The following is a 15,835-nucleotide window of genomic DNA, read 5'->3' on the forward strand; positions in this document are numbered from 1 at the left end:
CGCTCCGCACGGGCGGCGCGCTATTGTCGCCGCGCGGCCGGCGGGTTGTCACCCGACAGGAAACCCTGACGCATCCCCTCGGGCCCGCCCCGGCCGGTCTTTCCGGCCTGTTCGAGGATGAACTCTATGAACGTTGCGGTCGCGCGCGTGTGGTGCCGGTTCGGCATGTAGAGCATGTACATGTGCGTGCCGAAGATGCTGAGCCGGTACGCGTCGAGCGACGTGACGACCGTACCGCGCCGCATGTCGTCCTGCATCACGTAGTCGGGCACGATGCCGACGCCGATCCCGGCGAGGATCGCCTGGCGCAGGAACAGGAAGTTCTCCGAAATCAGCGTGGGTTCGAGCAGCACCTCGTGGCGCTCGTCGCCGAGATACGCGGCGATCCGCAGCTGCCGCCCCAGCACCGTCGCGGTGACGACCGGCGCGGCGGCCAGCGCGTCGAGGCTCGCGGGCATCCCGTGCGCGGCCGCGAACGCGGGCGACGCGCACGCGACGTAGCGCACCGCGCCCATGTCGCGCGCGACGAGGTTCTGAGGCGGCTCGGACATCACGCGGATCGCGATGTCGACTTCGTCGCGCATCAGGTCCTCCACGCGATTCTCGAACACCACGTCGAGCACGATGCCCGGATGCAGGCGCTTGAACGCGAGCAGCCACTCCGACATTACCATCTGCCCGTAGCCGCTCGGCACCGACAGCCGCACGCGGCCCTGCAGGTCCTGGCCGAGCGTCGTCACCGATTCCTGCGCGGCGAGCAGTTCGTTGCGGATGCGCCGGCCGTGCTCGTACAGCTTCAGCCCGATCTCGGTCGGCTCGATGCGGCGCGTCGTGCGACGCACGAGCTGCTGGCCAATCGAGCGTTCGAGCTGGTTCAGCCGGTAGCTGACGTTCGCGCGGCTCATCTTGAGCCGCTGCGCGGCCTTGCTCAGATTGCCCGCGTCGAGAATCTCGACGAGCAGCGTCAGCGCGTTCAGGTCCATGCCCGGTGTCTCCCGATCCGGCCCGTTTAACGGTCCGAAAACATTCAATGTCAAGTCAGACTTGACAGCTTGTAAAGGCGCGCGGGAATTGTCAATGAATCTCGATCAATCGAGAATCGAGTCATGCCCGGCAAACACGCCGGATCGTTTCCCGCCGCGCGGCACCCGGCTCGGGAGCCGGCACCGCTCGCCGGCCCGACGACCGGTTCCGCCCGAGCGGCGCACCGCACTGGAGACACGATGAATTCACCCGCTTCCCCCGAACCTTCCCGAGCCGGCACCGTCACGCGCGAACGGCGCGACAAGGTGCTCGTCGTCACGATCGACCATCCGCCCGTCAACGCGCTGTCCGCCGACGTGCGGCGCGGTCTCGCCGACGCGCTCGACGCCGCGCAGGCCGACGACGCGATCCGTGCGGTGCTGATCGTCGGCGCCGGCCGCAACTTCATCGCGGGCGCCGACATCCGCGAGTTCGGCAAGCCGCCGGTGCCGCCGTCGCTGCCGGACGTGTGCGAGCGGATCGAGTCGAGCGCGAAGCCGGTCGTGGTGGCGCTGCACGGCGCGACGCTCGGCGGCGGCCTCGAGGTCGCGCTCGCCGCGCATTACCGGCTGGCGGTGCCCGGCGCGAAGCTCGGCCTTCCCGAAGTCACGCTCGGCCTGCTTCCCGGCGCGGGCGGCACGCAGCGCACGCCGCGCCTGATCGGCGCGAAGGCCGCGCTCGACCTGATGCTGACGGGGCGTCACGCAAGCGCCGACGAAGCGCTCGCGCTCGGCCTCGTCGATCGCGTCGCGCACAGCGACGACACGCTCGCCGAAGGTCTCGCCTATGCGCAGGAACTCGTGTCGCTCGGCGCGCCGGCGCGGCGCACGCGCGATGCGCAGGGGCTTGCCGATCGCGCGGCCGCGCGGGCCGCGATCGACGCGGCGCGCGCCGACCTGCCGAAGAAGTCGCGCGGCCTGTTCTCGCCGGCGAAGATCGTCGATGCAGTCGAGGCCGCGCTCACGCAGTCGTTCGACGCGGGGATGAAGCTCGAACGCGGCCTGTTCCTGCAATGCATCGACAGCCCGCAGCGCGCGGGCCTCGTGCATGCATTCTTCGCGGAACGCGAGGCGGCCAAGGCACCCGAGGCGCGCCGCGCGAGCGCGCGTCCGGTCGAGCGGATCGGCGTGGTCGGCGGCGGCACGATGGGCGCGGGCATCGCGGTCGCGGCGCTCGACGCCGGGCTGCCCGTGACGATGATCGAGCGCGACGAAGCGTCGCTCGCGCGCGGCCGCGCGCATGTCGAGAAGGTGTACGACGGCCTCGTCGCGAAGGGGCGGATGACGCCGGCCGCGCACGCCGCACGGCTCGCGCGCTTCAAGGGCAGCACGTCGTATGACGCGCTCGCGCAGGCCGACGTGGTCATCGAAGCCGTGTTCGAGGACATGGGCGTGAAGAAGGCGGTGTTCGCGGAACTTTCGCGCGTGTGCAAGCCGGGCGCGGTGCTCGCGACCAACACGTCGTATCTCGACATCGACGAGCTGGCCGCCAGCATCGACCGGCCGTCCGACGTGATCGGCCTGCATTTCTTCTCGCCGGCCAACGTGATGAAGCTGCTCGAGATCGTCGTCCCGGCGCGCGTGAGTGCGGATGTCGTCGCGACCGCGTTCGCGCTGGCCAAACAGCTGAAGAAGACGCCGGTGCGCGCCGGCGTGTGCGACGGCTTCATCGGCAACCGGATCCTCGCCGTCTATCGCACGGCGGCCGACTACCTGATGGAAGACGGCGCGTCGCCGTATCAGATCGATCGCGCGGTGCGTGAATTCGGCTTCCCGATGGGGCCGTTCCAGGTCGTCGACCTCGCGGGCGGCGACATCGGTTGGGCGACCCGCAAGCGCCGCGCGGCAACGCGCGACCCGCGCGCGCGCTACGTGGAGATTTCCGACCGGCTGTGCGAGCGCGGCTGGTTCGGGCAGAAGACCGCGCGCGGCTACTACCTGTATCCGGACGGCGCGCGCGTCGGCACGCCGGACCCGGAAGTCGAGGCGATCGTCGCCGACGAGCGCGCGAAGAAGGGCATCGTGCCGCGCACGTTCACCGACGACGAGATCATGCGCCGCTACCTCGCCGCGATGATCAACGAAGGCGCGAACGTCGTGCACGAGAAGATCGCGCTGCGCCCGCTCGACGTCGACGCCGTGTTCCTGTACGGCTACGGCTTCCCGCGCTATCGCGGCGGCCCGATGCACTACGCGGACACGGTCGGCCTCGCGAACGTGCTCGCCGACATCCGCGCGTTCGCGAAGGAGGATCCGCTGTTCTGGAAGCCGTCGCCGCTGATCGTCGAGCTGGTCGAGCGCGGCGCGGATTTCGCGAGCCTGAACCGTATCGACTGAACGCCCACCGCATTCGCAACGGACTCACGATGGACCTCAATTTCACTCCCGAAGAGGAAGCGTTCCGCACCGAAGTGCAGCGCTTTCTCGCCGCCGAACTGCCCGCGCGCACCGCGCGCAAGGTGAAGGGCGGCCTGCATCTGACGCGCGACGACATGCGCGAATGGCACGCAATCCTGAATGCCCGCGGCTGGCTCGCGAGCCACTGGCCGCGCGAGTATGGCGGCCCCGGCTGGAGCGTCGCGCAGAAATTTCTGTTCGACAACGAATGCGCGCTCGCCGGCGCGCCGCGCATCGTCCCGTTCGGCGTCAACATGCTCGGGCCCGTGCTGATCAAGTACGGCGACGAAGCGCAGAAGCGCCACTGGCTGCCGCGCATTCTCGACGGCACCGACTGGTGGTGCCAGGGCTATTCGGAGCCGGGCGCCGGTTCCGATCTCGCGTCGGTGAAGACGAGCGCGGTGCGCGACGGCAACCACTACGTCGTGAACGGCCAGAAGACGTGGACCACGCTCGGCCACTACGCGAACATGATCTTCTGCCTCGTGCGCACCGCGACCGACGTGCGCAAGCAGGAGGGCATCAGCTTCCTGCTGATCGACATGACCACGCCGGGTGTCGAAGTGCGCCCGATCATCACGCTCGACGGCGAGCACGAGGTGAACGAAGTGTTCTTCACCGACGTGCGCGTGCCCGTGGAGAACCTGGTCGGCGAAGAGAACCGCGGCTGGACCTACGCGAAATACCTGCTCACGTACGAGCGCACCAACATCGCCGGCATCGGCTTCTCGACGGCCGCGCTCGACCGCCTGCGCGCGGTCGCCGCGAAGGTGACGAAGAACGGCCGGCCACTCGCGGACGATCCGTTCTTCGCGGCGCGCGTCGCCCGCGTCGAGATCGAGCTCGAGAACATGCGCACGACCAACCTGCGCGTGCTGGCCGCGGTCGCGGGCGGCGGCGTGCCGGGCGCGGAAAGCTCGATGCTGAAGATCCGCGGCACGCAGATCCGCCAGGAGATCACCGCGCTGATGCGCCGCGCGATGGGGCCGTACGCGCAGCCGTTCGTCGAGGAGGCGCTCGACGCCGATCACGACGGCGAGCCGGTCGGCCCGGACGGGGCCGCGAGCGCCGCGCAGCAGTACTTCAACAACCGCAAGCTGTCGATCTTCGGCGGCTCGAACGAAATCCAGAAGAACATCATCGCGAAGATGATGCTCGGGCTGTAACGAGGGACGCGACGATGGATTTCCAGCACACAGAAGACCGCCGGATGCTGGCGGACACGTTGAACCGCTTCATCGCCGAACAGTATGCGTTCCCGGTGCGCGATCGCATCGCGCAGTCGGCCGACGGATTCGATCGCGCGATGTGGCGGCGCTTCGCCGAACTCGGTGCGGTCGGCGCGCTGTTTCCCGAAGCCGACGGCGGCTTCGGCGGCGCGGGCTTCGACATCGCCGTGGTGTTCGAATGCCTCGGGCGCGGGCTCGTCGTCGAGCCGTTCCTCGGCGCGCTGCTCGCGGGCCGCGCGCTGTCGCTCGCCGGCGGCCACGCGCATCGCGAACGGCTTGCCGCGCTGATCGACGGCAGCGCGAGCGCCGCGTTCGCGCACGACGAGCCGGGCTCGCACTACGAACTGACGACCGTGCGCACGCGCGCCGAGCGTGCCGGCGACGGCTGGGTGTTGACGGGCGCGAAGGGCGTCGTCGACCAGGCCGCGCAGGCGGCGTTCTTCGTCGTCAGCGCGCGCGTGTCGGGGCGCGACGACGATGCGGCGGGCATCGGCCTGTTCGTCGTGCCGGCCGATGCGCCGGGCGTGTCGCTGCGCGACTACCGGAAGATCGACGGCGGCCGCGCGGCCGAAGTGCGCTTCGAGCGTGTCGCGCTGCCGGCCGATGCCGCGCTCGGCGCGCCGGATGCGCTCGACGGCGAAGCGGGCGCCGCACTGCTCGAACGCGTGCTCGGCTACGGGCTGCTCGCGTTGTCGGCGGAGGCGCTCGGCGCGATGGACGTCGCGAAGGACGCGACGCTCGACTACCTGCGCACGCGCAAGCAGTTCGGGCTGCCGATCGGCAGCTTCCAGGCGCTGCAGCACCGGATGGCCGATCTGCTGCTCGAAGTCGAGCAGGCGCGCTCGGCGGTGATCAATGCGGCCGCGCAGCTCGATGCGCCGCGCGTGGTGCGCGAGCGCGCGCTCGCGGCGGCGAAATACAGCATCGGCCGGATCGGCACGCTGGTCGCCGAGGAAAGCATCCAGCTGCACGGCGGGATCGGGATGACGTGGGAGCTGCCGCTGTCGCATTACGCGAAGCGGCTCGTGATGATCGATCACCAGCTCGGCGACGAGGATCACCATCTCGCGCGCTACATCGCGCTGTCGAAACAGTAAGGGCATACGACGCGAATGGAGGAGACAAGGATGACGAACGACCCGCGCGCATTGCCGCTGGCCGGCGTGAAGGTGCTCGATTTCTCGCGCGTGCTCGCGGGCCCGTGGAGCGCGATGGTGCTCGCCGATTTCGGCGCGGACGTGATCAAGGTCGAGCATCCGGTGCGCGGCGACGACACGCGCGACTGGGGGCTGCGGATCGGCGAGACCGAGACGACCTACTTCAACAGCGTGAACCGGAGCAAGCGGTCGATCTGCGTCGACCTGCAGACCGAAGAAGGGCAGCGCATCGCGCGCGAGCTGGCCGCGCAGGCCGACGTGTTGATCCACAACTTCAAGTTCGGCGGCGCAGAGAAGCTCGGCCTCGGCTACGACGCGCTGGCCGAATTGAATCCGCGGCTCGTGCATTGCGCGATTTCCGGCTACGACCGCTCGGGCCCGGAGGCCGCGCGGCCTGGCTACGACCTCGTCGTGCAGGGCGAGGCGGGGCTGATGGCGCTGAACGGCGAGGCCGGTCAGCCGCCGCTGAAATTCGGCGTCGCGGCGGTCGACATGTTCACCGGCATGTATTCGGCGCAGGCGATCCTCGCCGCGCTGTACGAGCGCCACGCGACGGGGCGCGGACGGCGCATCGAGATGGCGCTGTTCGACTGCGGGCTGATGATCAGCGCGTACTACGGACTCGACGCGCTGCTGATGGGCGAGGATCCGCCGCGCTACGGCAACGCGCATCCGTCGGTCGTGCCGTACGGCGTGTTCGATGCGGCCGACGGCGCGCTCGTGATCACGGTCGGCAACAACGCGCAGTTCGCGCGTTTTTGCGACGCGATCGAGCGGCCCGACCTCGCCGCGGACGACCGCTACAGGACCAACCTCGGCCGCTCGGAGAACCGCGCCGCGCTGCTGCCGGAGCTTCGCGGCGAACTCGCGCGGCGGCCGCGCGCGATGCTGCTCGCGGCACTCGCCGATGCGGGCATTCCGTGCGGCGAGGTGCTCGGGCTGCACGAAGCGCTGACGTCGGAGCGCGCGACCCGCGCGGGGCTCGTCACGCGGCAGCCGCATCCGGTCGCGGGCGGCGTCGACGTGCTCGCGCCGCCGTATCGCTTCGACGGCGCGCGCCTGCCCGTGCGCGGTGCGCCGCCCGTGCTCGGCGCCGATACGGACGACGTGCTCGGTAGCTGGCTCGGGTTGTCGCCGGACGACCTGGCGCGGCTGCGTGAGGATCACGTCGTGTAGCGCGTTTCATGTATTGCCGCCGCGGCGCGGGCGGAGCAGTCGACGCGCGTCGCCCATCGATAAGACACGCCTCGCGAACGACGAGGGGACATTGGAGACACCATGGAGCATTCGGTCATCGAATCGGTCACGGCGCGCCGTGACTACCAGCAGCTCGTGCGTGCGCGACGCCGCTTCAGCTTCACGCTGACGGCGCTGATGATCGCCACCTACTACGGCTTCATCCTCCTTGTCGCGCTCGCGCCGCACGTGCTGGCCGCGCCGCTGTACCGCGGCGCGACGACCACGGTCGGGATCGTCGCGGGCGTCGCGATCATCCTGGTCGCGATCGGCCTGACCGCGTGCTACGTGCTGCGCGCGAACCGTGCGTTCGACCGCCGCGTCGACGCGATCCTGCAACGTTCGTGACGGAGGCCGACATGCGACGCATCTCGAGCGCGCTCGGCGCGCTGGCCGTTCTCGTTTTCTCCACTTCCACCGTGCACGCGAGCGCCGTCGCGGGGCCGATGCCCGACAAGGTCGAGCTGAACCCGGTCGCGATCGCGATGTTCTTCGCGTTCGTGTTCGCGACGCTCGCGCTCACGCGCTGGGCCGCGCGCCGCACGCGCTCGACGCGCGACTTCTACACGGCCGGCGGCGGCATCACCGGGCTGCAGAACGGGCTCGCGATCGCGGGCGACTACATGTCGGCCGCGTCGTTCCTCGGGCTGTCGGGGATGGTGTTCATGTTCGGCTTCGACGGACTGATCTACTCGATCGGCTTCCTGGTCGGCTGGCCGTTCGTGATGTTCCTGATCGCCGAGCCGCTGCGCAACCTCGGCAAGTTCACCTTCGTCGACGTCGTCGCGTACCGCTTCGCGCAGCGGCCGATCCGGCTGCTGACGTCCGCGAACGCGCTGACGATCGTCGTGCTGTACCTGGTCGTGCAGATGGTCGGCGCGGGCAAGCTGATCCAGTTGCTGTTCGGGCTGTCGTACGGCACGGCCGAGCTGATCGTCGGCGTGCTGATGGTCGTGTACGTGTTCTTCGGCGGGATGACCGCGACCACCTGGGTGCAGGTGATCAAGGCCGTGCTGCTGCTGTGCGGTGCGACGCTGCTCGTGTTGCTCGCGCTCGGCGAATTCGGCTTCAGCGTCGACGAGATGTTCCGCCGCGCGGTGGCCGTGCACCCGGGCGCGCAGTCGATCATGGGGCCCGGCAAGCTGATCCGCGATCCGGCCAACGCGCTGTCGCTCGGCATCGCACTGATGTTCGGCACGGCCGGCTTCCCGCACATCCTGATGCGCTTCTTCACGGTGCCGAACGCGAAGGAGGCGCGCAAGTCGGTGCTCTACGCGACCGGCTTCATCGGCTACTTCTACCTGCTCACGTTCGTGATCGGCTTCTCGGCGATCGTGCTCCTCGCGCAGCATCCGGAATTCTTCCGGCTCGGCGCGAACGGCACCTTCAACCTGACGCACGACCTGCTCGGCGGCTCCAACATGGTTGCCGTGAAGCTCGCGCAGGCGGTCGGCGGCAACTGGTTCTACGGCTTCATCGCGGCCGTCACGTTCGCGACGATCCTCGCGGTGGTCGCCGGGCTGACGCTCGCCGGCGCGACCACGATCTCGCATGACCTGTACGCGCAGATGTGGGCGCGCGGCAAACCCGACGAGCGGCTGGAAATGCGCATCTCGCGCGCGGCGACGATCGGGCTGTCCGCGGTCGCGATCGCGCTGTCGATCCTGTTCGAGCACGTGAACGTCGCGTTCATGGTCGGCCTCGTCGCCGCGGTGGCCGCCAGCGCGAATTTCCCGGTGCTCGCGATGTCGATCTTCTGGCGCGGGATGACGACGCGCGGCGCGGTGCTCGGCGGCAGCCTGGGCCTCGCGTCGGCGGTGACGCTCACGGTGCTGTCGAAGTCGGTGTGGGTCGACGTGCTGCACCACGCGCATGCGCCGGTGTTCCTCGACAACCCGGCGCTCGTGTCGGTGCCGCTCGCGTTCGTCGGGATCATCGTCGGCTCGCTCGCGGACCGCGGCGAACGCGCGCGGCGCGAGCGCGAGGCCTTCGCGCGGCAGGAGTTCTACGCGCAGACGGGCGTGCTGGCCGGTGAAGCCGTGCAGCACTGATTCGTCAGATGAAACGCCGTATCCGTCCGGATCGCCGGACGGATGTTTTCCGGAAATCCGGAATCCCGGATTTCCTTGCCTGCCGCATTATGGGAAATACAATAAAAACAATGGCTTGAGGGGTTTCGGAAACCTGGCATCGACCTTGCAATATGAAAAGCACGGCCATCTCCCCCCCGGCCGACTATTAAACCAAGGAGACAATCGATGACCACTGCCTTCCACTCCCCCCGGACGTCCTGAGGCATCGCTTGTTGCGGCACGGCAGCCGCGCGGGCGAATGGCGCCTCCCCTGACATTCGTCCGCGCGCGTGACGCCGTTTCCACCGGCTCATCTACTTCAGCAGGAACCATCGTGAAGAAGAAACCCTTCTACAAAGTGCTCTACGTGCAGGTGATCTTCGCCATCATCGTCGGCGTGATCCTCGGCCACTTCTACCCGGCGCTCGCCACCGACATGAAACCGCTCGGCGACGGCTTCATCAAGCTGATCAAGATGGTGATCGGACCGATCATCTTCTGCACGGTCGTCACCGGCATCGCCGGCATGGAGGACATGAAGAAGGTTGGCCGCGTCGGCGGCAAGGCGCTGCTGTACTTCGAGATCGTGTCGACTTTCGCGCTGCTGCTCGGCCTCGCGGCCACGCACATCCTGCGTCCGGGCGTCGGCTTCAACATCGATCCGGCGACGCTCGACGGCAAGGCCGTTGCGTCGTACGCGGCGAAGGCGCACGGGCAGTCGACGGTCGACTTCCTGATGCACATCATCCCGAACACGATGGTCGATGCGTTCGCGCAGGGCGAAATCCTGCAGATCCTGCTGATCGCGCTGCTGTTCGGCAGCGTGCTCGCGCACCTCGGCGAGCGCGGCAAGGTCGTGACCGACTTCATCGACGGCCTCACGCGCGTGCTGTTCGGCATCGTGCACATCGTCACGAAGCTGGCGCCGATCGGCGCGTTCGGCGCGATGGCGTTCACGATCGGCAAGTACGGCGTCGGCTCGCTGGTGCCGCTGCTCAAGCTGATCGGCACGTTCTACCTGACGTCGGTCGTGTTCGTGCTGGTCGTGCTCGGCGCGATCGCGCGCTTCACCGGCTTCTCGATCATCCGCTTCGTGACGTACATCAAGGAAGAGCTGCTGATCGTGCTCGGCACGAGCTCGTCGGAAGCCGCGCTGCCGCAGCTGATGGAAAAGCTGGAGAAGGCCGGCTGCTCGCGCTCGGTGGTTGGCCTCGTCGTGCCGACCGGCTATTCGTTCAACCTCGACGGCACCAACATCTACATGACGATGGCCGTGCTGTTCATCGCGCAGGCGACCAACATCGAGCTCACGTGGATGCAGCAGCTCACGCTGCTCGCGGTCGCGATGCTGACGTCGAAGGGCGCGAGCGGTGTCACGGGCGCGGGCTTCATCACGCTCGCCGCGACGCTCGCCGTCGTGCCGACGATCCCGCTGTCGGGCATGGTGCTGATTCTCGGCATCGATCGCTTCATGAGCGAATGCCGCGCGCTGACCAACATCGTCGGCAACGGCGTCGCGACCGTCGTCGTGTCGGCCTGGGAAAAGGAACTCGACCGCAACAAGCTGCGCCAGGCGCTGAAGGGCGGCGGCGAGGTCGCGACGACCGAGACGGCCGGCGTCTGACGTCATGAAGGAGCAGGCGGCGGCACCGCCCGCGGGCGGCGCGCCGCGCGGCGGCCCGGGCGGCGATATGGAGCCCTATGACACAATAGGCGATCCGCATCGCCAGGAAGTCACGTCCGTGAAGCGCCGCCTGCTCATCCTCGTCATGCTTGCCGCCGCGCTCGCGGCGGCGTGTGCGCTGACGTGGACCATCACGTGGCGGCGCGGCGTCGCCGAGTTGCAGCGCAACGCCGCGGTGCGGGTCGACCGCACCACCAACGCGCTCAAGAGCACGCTCGACCGTTACGAGTCGCTGCCTTATCTGCTCGGCAGCCACCCGTACGTCCTGGACCTGCTCGCCGAGCCGAAGCGCGCCGATTTCGCCGCGCGCGCGAACCGCTATCTCGAAGACCTCAACGAACACGCGCACGCGACCGTCACCTACGTGATCGGCGCGGACGGCCTGTGCGTCGCCGCCAGCAACTGGCGCGCGCCCGACAGCTTCGTCGGGACCGGATACCAGTTTCGTCCGTATTTCATCGATGCGATGAGCGGCCAGGTCGGCCGCTTTTTCGGGATCGGCACGATCTCGCGCGATCCCGGCTATTACATCTCGCAGCCGGTGTGGCGCGACGGCAGGATCGCGGGCGTCGTCGTCGTGAAGCTCAATCTCGAATGGTTCCAGGGCGCCGACGCGTCCGAGCCGCTCGTCGTCGCGGACGATCACGGCGTCGTGTTCCTGTCGTCCGTGCCCGCGTGGAAATACCACACGCTGCATCCGTTGACGGGGCCCGTCGCCGCGTCGATCTACGAGACGCGCCAGTACGCGCAGCAACCCGTCACGCCGCTGCCGCTGCGCGTCGAGCAGGTGCTCGACGCCGATGCGGAGATCGTGCGTCTCGGTCCCGGCCTGCGCGCGCCGCGCTTCCTCGCCAGCAAGCGGCGGATCGGCGAACCCGACTGGCTGCTGGTGACGCTCGCGCCGATCGCGCCCATCGACACCGACGCGCGCAACGCGACGATCGTCACCGGCTTCGGTTTCGTGTCGGTCGCCTTGCTCGCGTTCTACTGGCGCATGCGCCGCGCGCGCGTGCGCGAGATGATCCGCGGCCGCGCATTGCTGCAGCAGGCGTATGCCGAGCTGAACCGGCGCGTCGAGGAGCGCACGGCCGACCTGTCGGAGGCGAACGAGCAATTGCAGAAGGAAGTCGGCGACCGGATCCGCGCGGAACAGGAGTTGCGCGCCGCGCACGACGAACTGATCCAGGCGAGCAAGCTCGCCGCGCTCGGCCAGATGGCGGCCGGCATCACGCATGAACTAAACCAGCCGCTCGCCGCGCTGCGCAGCTTCTCCGACAACACGCGCGTGCTGCTCGATCGAGGCGAGCAGGCGGCCGCGCGCGAGAACCTCGAGGCGATCGCCGCGCTGACCGAGCGGATGGGCAAGATCACCAACCAGCTGAAGCTGTTCGTCGGCCGCGCGAAGCCGCGCAACGAACGGGCGCTCGTCGTGCGCGCGCTGCGTAGCGTGCTGTCGCTGCTCGGCGACCGGCTGCGCGGCGTCGCGCTCACGCTGACGCTGCAGGATGCGACCGTGTCGCCCGCGCAGGATGCGCCGCTCGACCTCGCGTGCGACTATCCGGAACTCGTTGCCCGCTGCGAGGACTTGCGCCTCGAGCAGGTGCTGATCAACCTGCTCGGCAACGCGCTCGACGCGGTCGCGGGCGTCGCGGCACCGGCAATCGAAGTGACGATCGCGGTGTCGGTCGCGACGCTCGCGGTCGAGGTGCGCGACAACGGCTCCGGCATCGCGCCCGACTTGCTGCCACGCTTGTTCGAGCCGTTCTTCACGACCAAGGAAATGGGGCGCGGGCTCGGGCTGGGCCTCGCGATCTCGTCGTCGATCGCGAGCGACGCGGGCGGCGCGCTGACCGCGCGCAATGCACCGTCCGGCGGCGCGCTGTTCGTCTTGACGCTGCGGCGCGCGCGCACGCATCATCCGGACTCGGTGTCCGAGCCGGCGGGCTCGCACTAGGACCCGCCGCAAACCCGTTCGCCGCACGACCGGCATCAACGAGAGCCGCGCGCACCTGCGCCGCGCGGCCTGTCAGGAGCAAGTGACCAAGATGGCCAACCGGCTGCAAGTGATCTATATCGAAGACGATGCGCTCGTTCGCCGGGCGAGCGTGCAGAGCCTCCAACTCGCGGGGTTCGACGTCGTCGGGTTCGAATCGGCCGAGGCGGCCGACAAGGCGATCGTCGCGGAAACCGCCGGCGCGATCGTCAGCGACATCCGGCTGCCCGGCGCGAGCGGGCTCGACCTGCTCGCGCAGTGTCGCGAGCGCGTGCCCGACGTGCCGGTGATCCTCGTCACGGGCCACGGCGACATCTCGATGGCCGTGCAGGCGATGCGCGACGGCGCGTACGACTTCATCGAGAAGCCGTTCGCGGCCGAGCGGCTGATCGAGACCGTGCGCCGCGCGCTCGAGCGGCGCGAGCTCGTGCTCGAGAACCATGCGCTGCGGCGCGAGCTGGCCGGGCAGAACATCGTCGCGCCGCGCATCATCGGCCGCAGCCCGGCGATCGAACAAGTGCGCAAGCTGATCGCGAACGTCGCGCCCACCGACGCATCGGTGTTGATCAACGGCGACACGGGCGCCGGCAAGGAGCTGATCGCGCGCAGCCTGCACGAGCTGTCACCGCGTCGCGACAAGCCGTTCATCGCGGTGAACTGCGGCGCGCTGCCCGAGCCGATGTTCGAGTCGGAGATGTTCGGCTACGAGCCCGGCGCGTTCACCGGTGCCGCGAAACGCCGCGTCGGCAAGCTCGAATACGCATCGGGCGGCACGCTGTTCCTCGACGAAATCGAAAGCATGCCGCTCGCGCTGCAGGTGAAGCTCTTGCGCGTGCTGCAGGACGGCGTGCTGGAGCGGCTCGGCTCGAACCAGCCGATCCGCGTGAACTGCCGTGTCGTCGCGGCCGCGAAAGGCGACATGAGCGAACTCGTCGCGGCCGGCACGTTCCGGCGCGACCTGCTGTACCGGCTGAACGTCGTGACGATCGCGCTGCCGCCGCTCGCCGAGCGCCGCGAGGACATCGTGCCGCTGTTCGAGCACTTCATGCTCGACGCGGCCGTGCGCTACGGGCGGCCGGCCCCCGTGCTGACGGATCGGCAGCGTGCGAGCCTGATGCAACGCGACTGGCCCGGCAACGTGCGCGAGCTGCGCAACGCGGCCGACCGCTTCGTGCTCGGCGTCGCCGACATGCCGCAGGAAGCCGGCGCGGGCGGCGACGATGCGCAGAGCGACCAGACGCTGAAGGAGCGCATCGAGCAGTTCGAGCGCGCGGTGATCGCCGAGGCGCTGAACCAGACCGGCGGCGCGGTCGCGGCGACGGCCGACCGGTTGCATGTCGGCAAGGCGACGCTGTACGAGAAGATGAAGCGCTACGGGCTGTCGGCGAAAGGCGAAACCGAGCGCTGAAAAAGAGACGGACCGCGGAACCGGGCTGGCCGGTCGGGCGGTCCGTGGTGCGGAGCAGGGCGCAGTGGGCGCCCCCGCGAGTCCTGTCGTGCGGCGCTCAGGCCGCGTTGCCGTCGAGCGCCTTCTTGAGCAGCGCGTCGAGTTCCGCGAATTGCGGGGCGCCGACGTAGCGCTTCAGGATCTTGCCGTCCTTGTCGATGACGAAGGTCGTTGGCGTGAGCTGCACGTTGCCGAACTGCTTCGCGACGCTGCCGTCGTCGAGCGCGACCTTGAACGGCAGCTGGCGCGTCTGCGCGTAGTTCGCGACGTACATCGGCGGATCGTAGTTCATCGCGACCGCGACGAATTCCAGCCCCTGGCCCTTGAAGCGATTGTAGGTATCGACCATCTGCGGCATTTCCTGCATGCAGGTCGCGCAGCTCGTCGCCCAGAAATTCACGAGGTAGACCTTGCCCTTCAGGTCGCCGGCCGTCGACACCTTCTGGCCCGACAGCAGCGTGAACGTGGCGTCCGGCACGCTGGACTTGCCGTTGAACGCGAAGAAGCCGGCAACGGCGATGGCCGCGACAACGACGGCCGCAACGATATAGCGGGCGGGGCCGGTGCGGCGCTGGGCGGGAGGCGTGGTGTTCATTTGCGGTGCTCTCGGAGTCGGTCGATGACGCGGATCGATGCAAAGGACGTCGAAGTTCGGCGCTCATTTTAGCGCGAATGCGGCGCGTGCACCGGTGGCCGCCACGCATACCGGGCGTCGGCTTCGGCGGATAATGGGCTTTTTGCCTGTCCCCATCACTGCCATGCCGAAGGAAGTTCTCCATTCGTTGCGCCCCCTTTTTCGCCCTCTGCGACACTTCGCCGCGCTCGCGTGCGTGAGCGCGGCGCTGGCCGCCTGCTCGCCGTCATATGACTGGCGTACGCTGCACAACGACGCCGGCTACACGATCGACCTGCCGGCGAAGCCGACCGTCGAGGATCAGCCGGTGGCGGTCGGCGGCGCATCGATGCCGATGCGGATGCAGGCCGCGCATGTCGACGGCGCGGTGTTCGCGGTCGGCACGCTGACGCTGCCCGACGACCGCGACGATACGCGCCGCGCAGCGCTCGAGTTCCTGCGGGCCGGGTTGTCGCGCAATCTCGAAGGCGTGCCGGAGACGGCCTCGGTGCCGGTGCCGCTCGCGGCCGGCGGTGCGGTGAACGGGCTCGAACTGCGCGTCGCGGGCGCGGCCAGCGGCGGCGACCACTCCCGCAAGACAATCGTGGCGCGGCTCGTGGCGCGGGGCCGGCACGCGTACCAGGCCGTCGCGATCGCCGACCGGCCGCTCGCGCAGGAACAGCTCGACCAGTTTTTCGGCTCGTTCAAACTCGACTGACAGCGGTCGGCGAGGGTGCTCAGACTCACCGTGACAATTGAAAGTTCATTCGCAGCTTTCGACGCTAATCGCCGGATTTTGCGGGGATTTTTCGGCTATCCACAGCGCATGTGGATAACTTTGTTGAAAAGTTGACCGAATCTCCCGCAAAGCCGCGCCGGACGGCCTTCCGGCGCATTTGACAGCTCACGCTTTCCTTGAGAAAAATCAATAAAAACAAAGGGATACGGGTTTCTCGTTGAAAGGGCGCCCGCGCAGCGTGATCTG

General features: G+C 68.6%; 12 protein-coding genes. 10 read left to right on the plus strand and 2 right to left on the minus strand.

The window, feature by feature from the left end; translation table 11 throughout:
• Nucleotides 1-20: 20 nt before the first annotated feature.
• Nucleotides 21-983, minus strand: a complete 963-nt coding sequence (locus WS75_RS17215; RefSeq protein ID WP_059681617.1) for a LysR family transcriptional regulator — start codon at nucleotides 981-983, stop codon at nucleotides 21-23.
• A gap of 240 nt (nucleotides 984-1,223) precedes the next feature.
• Here WS75_RS17215 and WS75_RS17220 point away from each other — a divergent pair, with 240 nt between their 5' ends.
• The 9 genes from WS75_RS17220 (at nucleotide 1,224) to WS75_RS17260 (ending at nucleotide 14,198) form a co-directional block, all read left to right on the plus strand.
• Nucleotides 1,224-3,359: a 3-hydroxyacyl-CoA dehydrogenase NAD-binding domain-containing protein gene (locus tag WS75_RS17220; protein WP_059681619.1), complete on the plus strand. Its 2,136-nt coding sequence runs from the start codon at nucleotides 1,224-1,226 to the stop codon at nucleotides 3,357-3,359.
• A 29-nt stretch (nucleotides 3,360-3,388) separates the two neighbouring features.
• Nucleotides 3,389-4,585 carry an acyl-CoA dehydrogenase family protein gene (locus WS75_RS17225; protein ID WP_059681621.1) on the plus strand — a complete coding sequence of 399 codons (1,197 nt, stop codon included), beginning with the start codon at nucleotides 3,389-3,391 and terminating at the stop codon, nucleotides 4,583-4,585.
• A gap of 14 nt (nucleotides 4,586-4,599) precedes the next feature.
• The gene (locus tag WS75_RS17230; protein WP_059681622.1) at nucleotides 4,600-5,745 is read left to right on the plus strand and encodes an acyl-CoA dehydrogenase family protein; all 1,146 of its coding nucleotides are present in this window, start codon (nucleotides 4,600-4,602) and stop codon (nucleotides 5,743-5,745) included.
• A 30-nt stretch (nucleotides 5,746-5,775) separates the two neighbouring features.
• Nucleotides 5,776-6,981 (plus strand): CaiB/BaiF CoA transferase family protein, encoded by a 1,206-nt coding sequence (locus tag WS75_RS17235; protein ID WP_059681623.1) that lies wholly within the window; start codon nucleotides 5,776-5,778, stop codon nucleotides 6,979-6,981.
• 102 nt (nucleotides 6,982-7,083) lie between these two features.
• The gene (locus WS75_RS17240; RefSeq protein ID WP_059451527.1) at nucleotides 7,084-7,389 is read left to right on the plus strand and encodes a DUF485 domain-containing protein; all 306 of its coding nucleotides are present in this window, start codon (nucleotides 7,084-7,086) and stop codon (nucleotides 7,387-7,389) included.
• 11 nt (nucleotides 7,390-7,400) lie between these two features.
• Nucleotides 7,401-9,092 carry a cation acetate symporter gene (locus WS75_RS17245; RefSeq protein ID WP_059681696.1) on the plus strand — a complete coding sequence of 564 codons (1,692 nt, stop codon included), beginning with the start codon at nucleotides 7,401-7,403 and terminating at the stop codon, nucleotides 9,090-9,092.
• Nucleotides 9,093-9,447: 355 nt separating this feature from the next.
• Entirely contained in the window at nucleotides 9,448-10,737 is a 1,290-nt protein-coding gene (locus WS75_RS17250) for a dicarboxylate/amino acid:cation symporter (RefSeq protein WP_059681624.1), read from the plus strand.
• Nucleotides 10,738-10,741: 4 nt separating this feature from the next.
• Nucleotides 10,742-12,751, plus strand: coding sequence for a sensor histidine kinase (locus WS75_RS17255; protein WP_059681625.1), 2,010 nt, complete (start codon nucleotides 10,742-10,744; stop codon nucleotides 12,749-12,751).
• 91 nt (nucleotides 12,752-12,842) lie between these two features.
• On the plus strand, nucleotides 12,843-14,198 hold the full coding sequence (locus WS75_RS17260) for a sigma-54-dependent transcriptional regulator (protein WP_059681626.1): 1,356 nt from the start codon (nucleotides 12,843-12,845) through the stop codon (nucleotides 14,196-14,198).
• Between the two features lie 97 nt (nucleotides 14,199-14,295).
• Here WS75_RS17260 and WS75_RS17265 read toward each other — a convergent pair whose 3' ends face one another.
• Complete coding sequence (locus WS75_RS17265) at nucleotides 14,296-14,832, minus strand: peroxiredoxin family protein (protein WP_059681627.1); 537 nt, start codon at nucleotides 14,830-14,832, stop codon at nucleotides 14,296-14,298.
• A gap of 163 nt (nucleotides 14,833-14,995) precedes the next feature.
• Here WS75_RS17265 and WS75_RS17270 point away from each other — a divergent pair, with 163 nt between their 5' ends.
• On the plus strand, nucleotides 14,996-15,568 hold the full coding sequence (locus tag WS75_RS17270; RefSeq protein WP_059681628.1) for a hypothetical protein: 573 nt from the start codon (nucleotides 14,996-14,998) through the stop codon (nucleotides 15,566-15,568).
• Nucleotides 15,569-15,835 lie beyond the last annotated feature (267 nt).

This window comes from Burkholderia sp. FL-7-2-10-S1-D7, assembly GCF_001524185.1.
In the GTDB taxonomy this organism is placed as follows: domain Bacteria; phylum Pseudomonadota; class Gammaproteobacteria; order Burkholderiales; family Burkholderiaceae; genus Burkholderia; species Burkholderia diffusa.

Coding starts and splice junctions, on each gene's coding strand:
- WS75_RS17215 (WP_059681617.1), bottom strand. CDS start 983: ATGGACCTGAACGCGCTGACGCTGCTCGTCGAGATTCTCGACGCGGGC.
- WS75_RS17225 (WP_059681621.1), top strand. CDS start 3,389: ATGGACCTCAATTTCACTCCCGAAGAGGAAGCGTTCCGCACCGAAGTG.
- WS75_RS17270 (WP_059681628.1), top strand. CDS start 14,996: ATGCCGAAGGAAGTTCTCCATTCGTTGCGCCCCCTTTTTCGCCCTCTG.
- WS75_RS17220 (WP_059681619.1), top strand. CDS start 1,224: ATGAATTCACCCGCTTCCCCCGAACCTTCCCGAGCCGGCACCGTCACG.
- WS75_RS17235 (WP_059681623.1), top strand. CDS start 5,776: ATGACGAACGACCCGCGCGCATTGCCGCTGGCCGGCGTGAAGGTGCTC.
- WS75_RS17265 (WP_059681627.1), bottom strand. CDS start 14,832: ATGAACACCACGCCTCCCGCCCAGCGCCGCACCGGCCCCGCCCGCTAT.
- WS75_RS17240 (WP_059451527.1), top strand. CDS start 7,084: ATGGAGCATTCGGTCATCGAATCGGTCACGGCGCGCCGTGACTACCAG.
- WS75_RS17245 (WP_059681696.1), top strand. CDS start 7,401: ATGCGACGCATCTCGAGCGCGCTCGGCGCGCTGGCCGTTCTCGTTTTC.
- WS75_RS17230 (WP_059681622.1), top strand. CDS start 4,600: ATGGATTTCCAGCACACAGAAGACCGCCGGATGCTGGCGGACACGTTG.
- WS75_RS17255 (WP_059681625.1), top strand. CDS start 10,742: ATGAAGGAGCAGGCGGCGGCACCGCCCGCGGGCGGCGCGCCGCGCGGC.
- WS75_RS17260 (WP_059681626.1), top strand. CDS start 12,843: ATGGCCAACCGGCTGCAAGTGATCTATATCGAAGACGATGCGCTCGTT.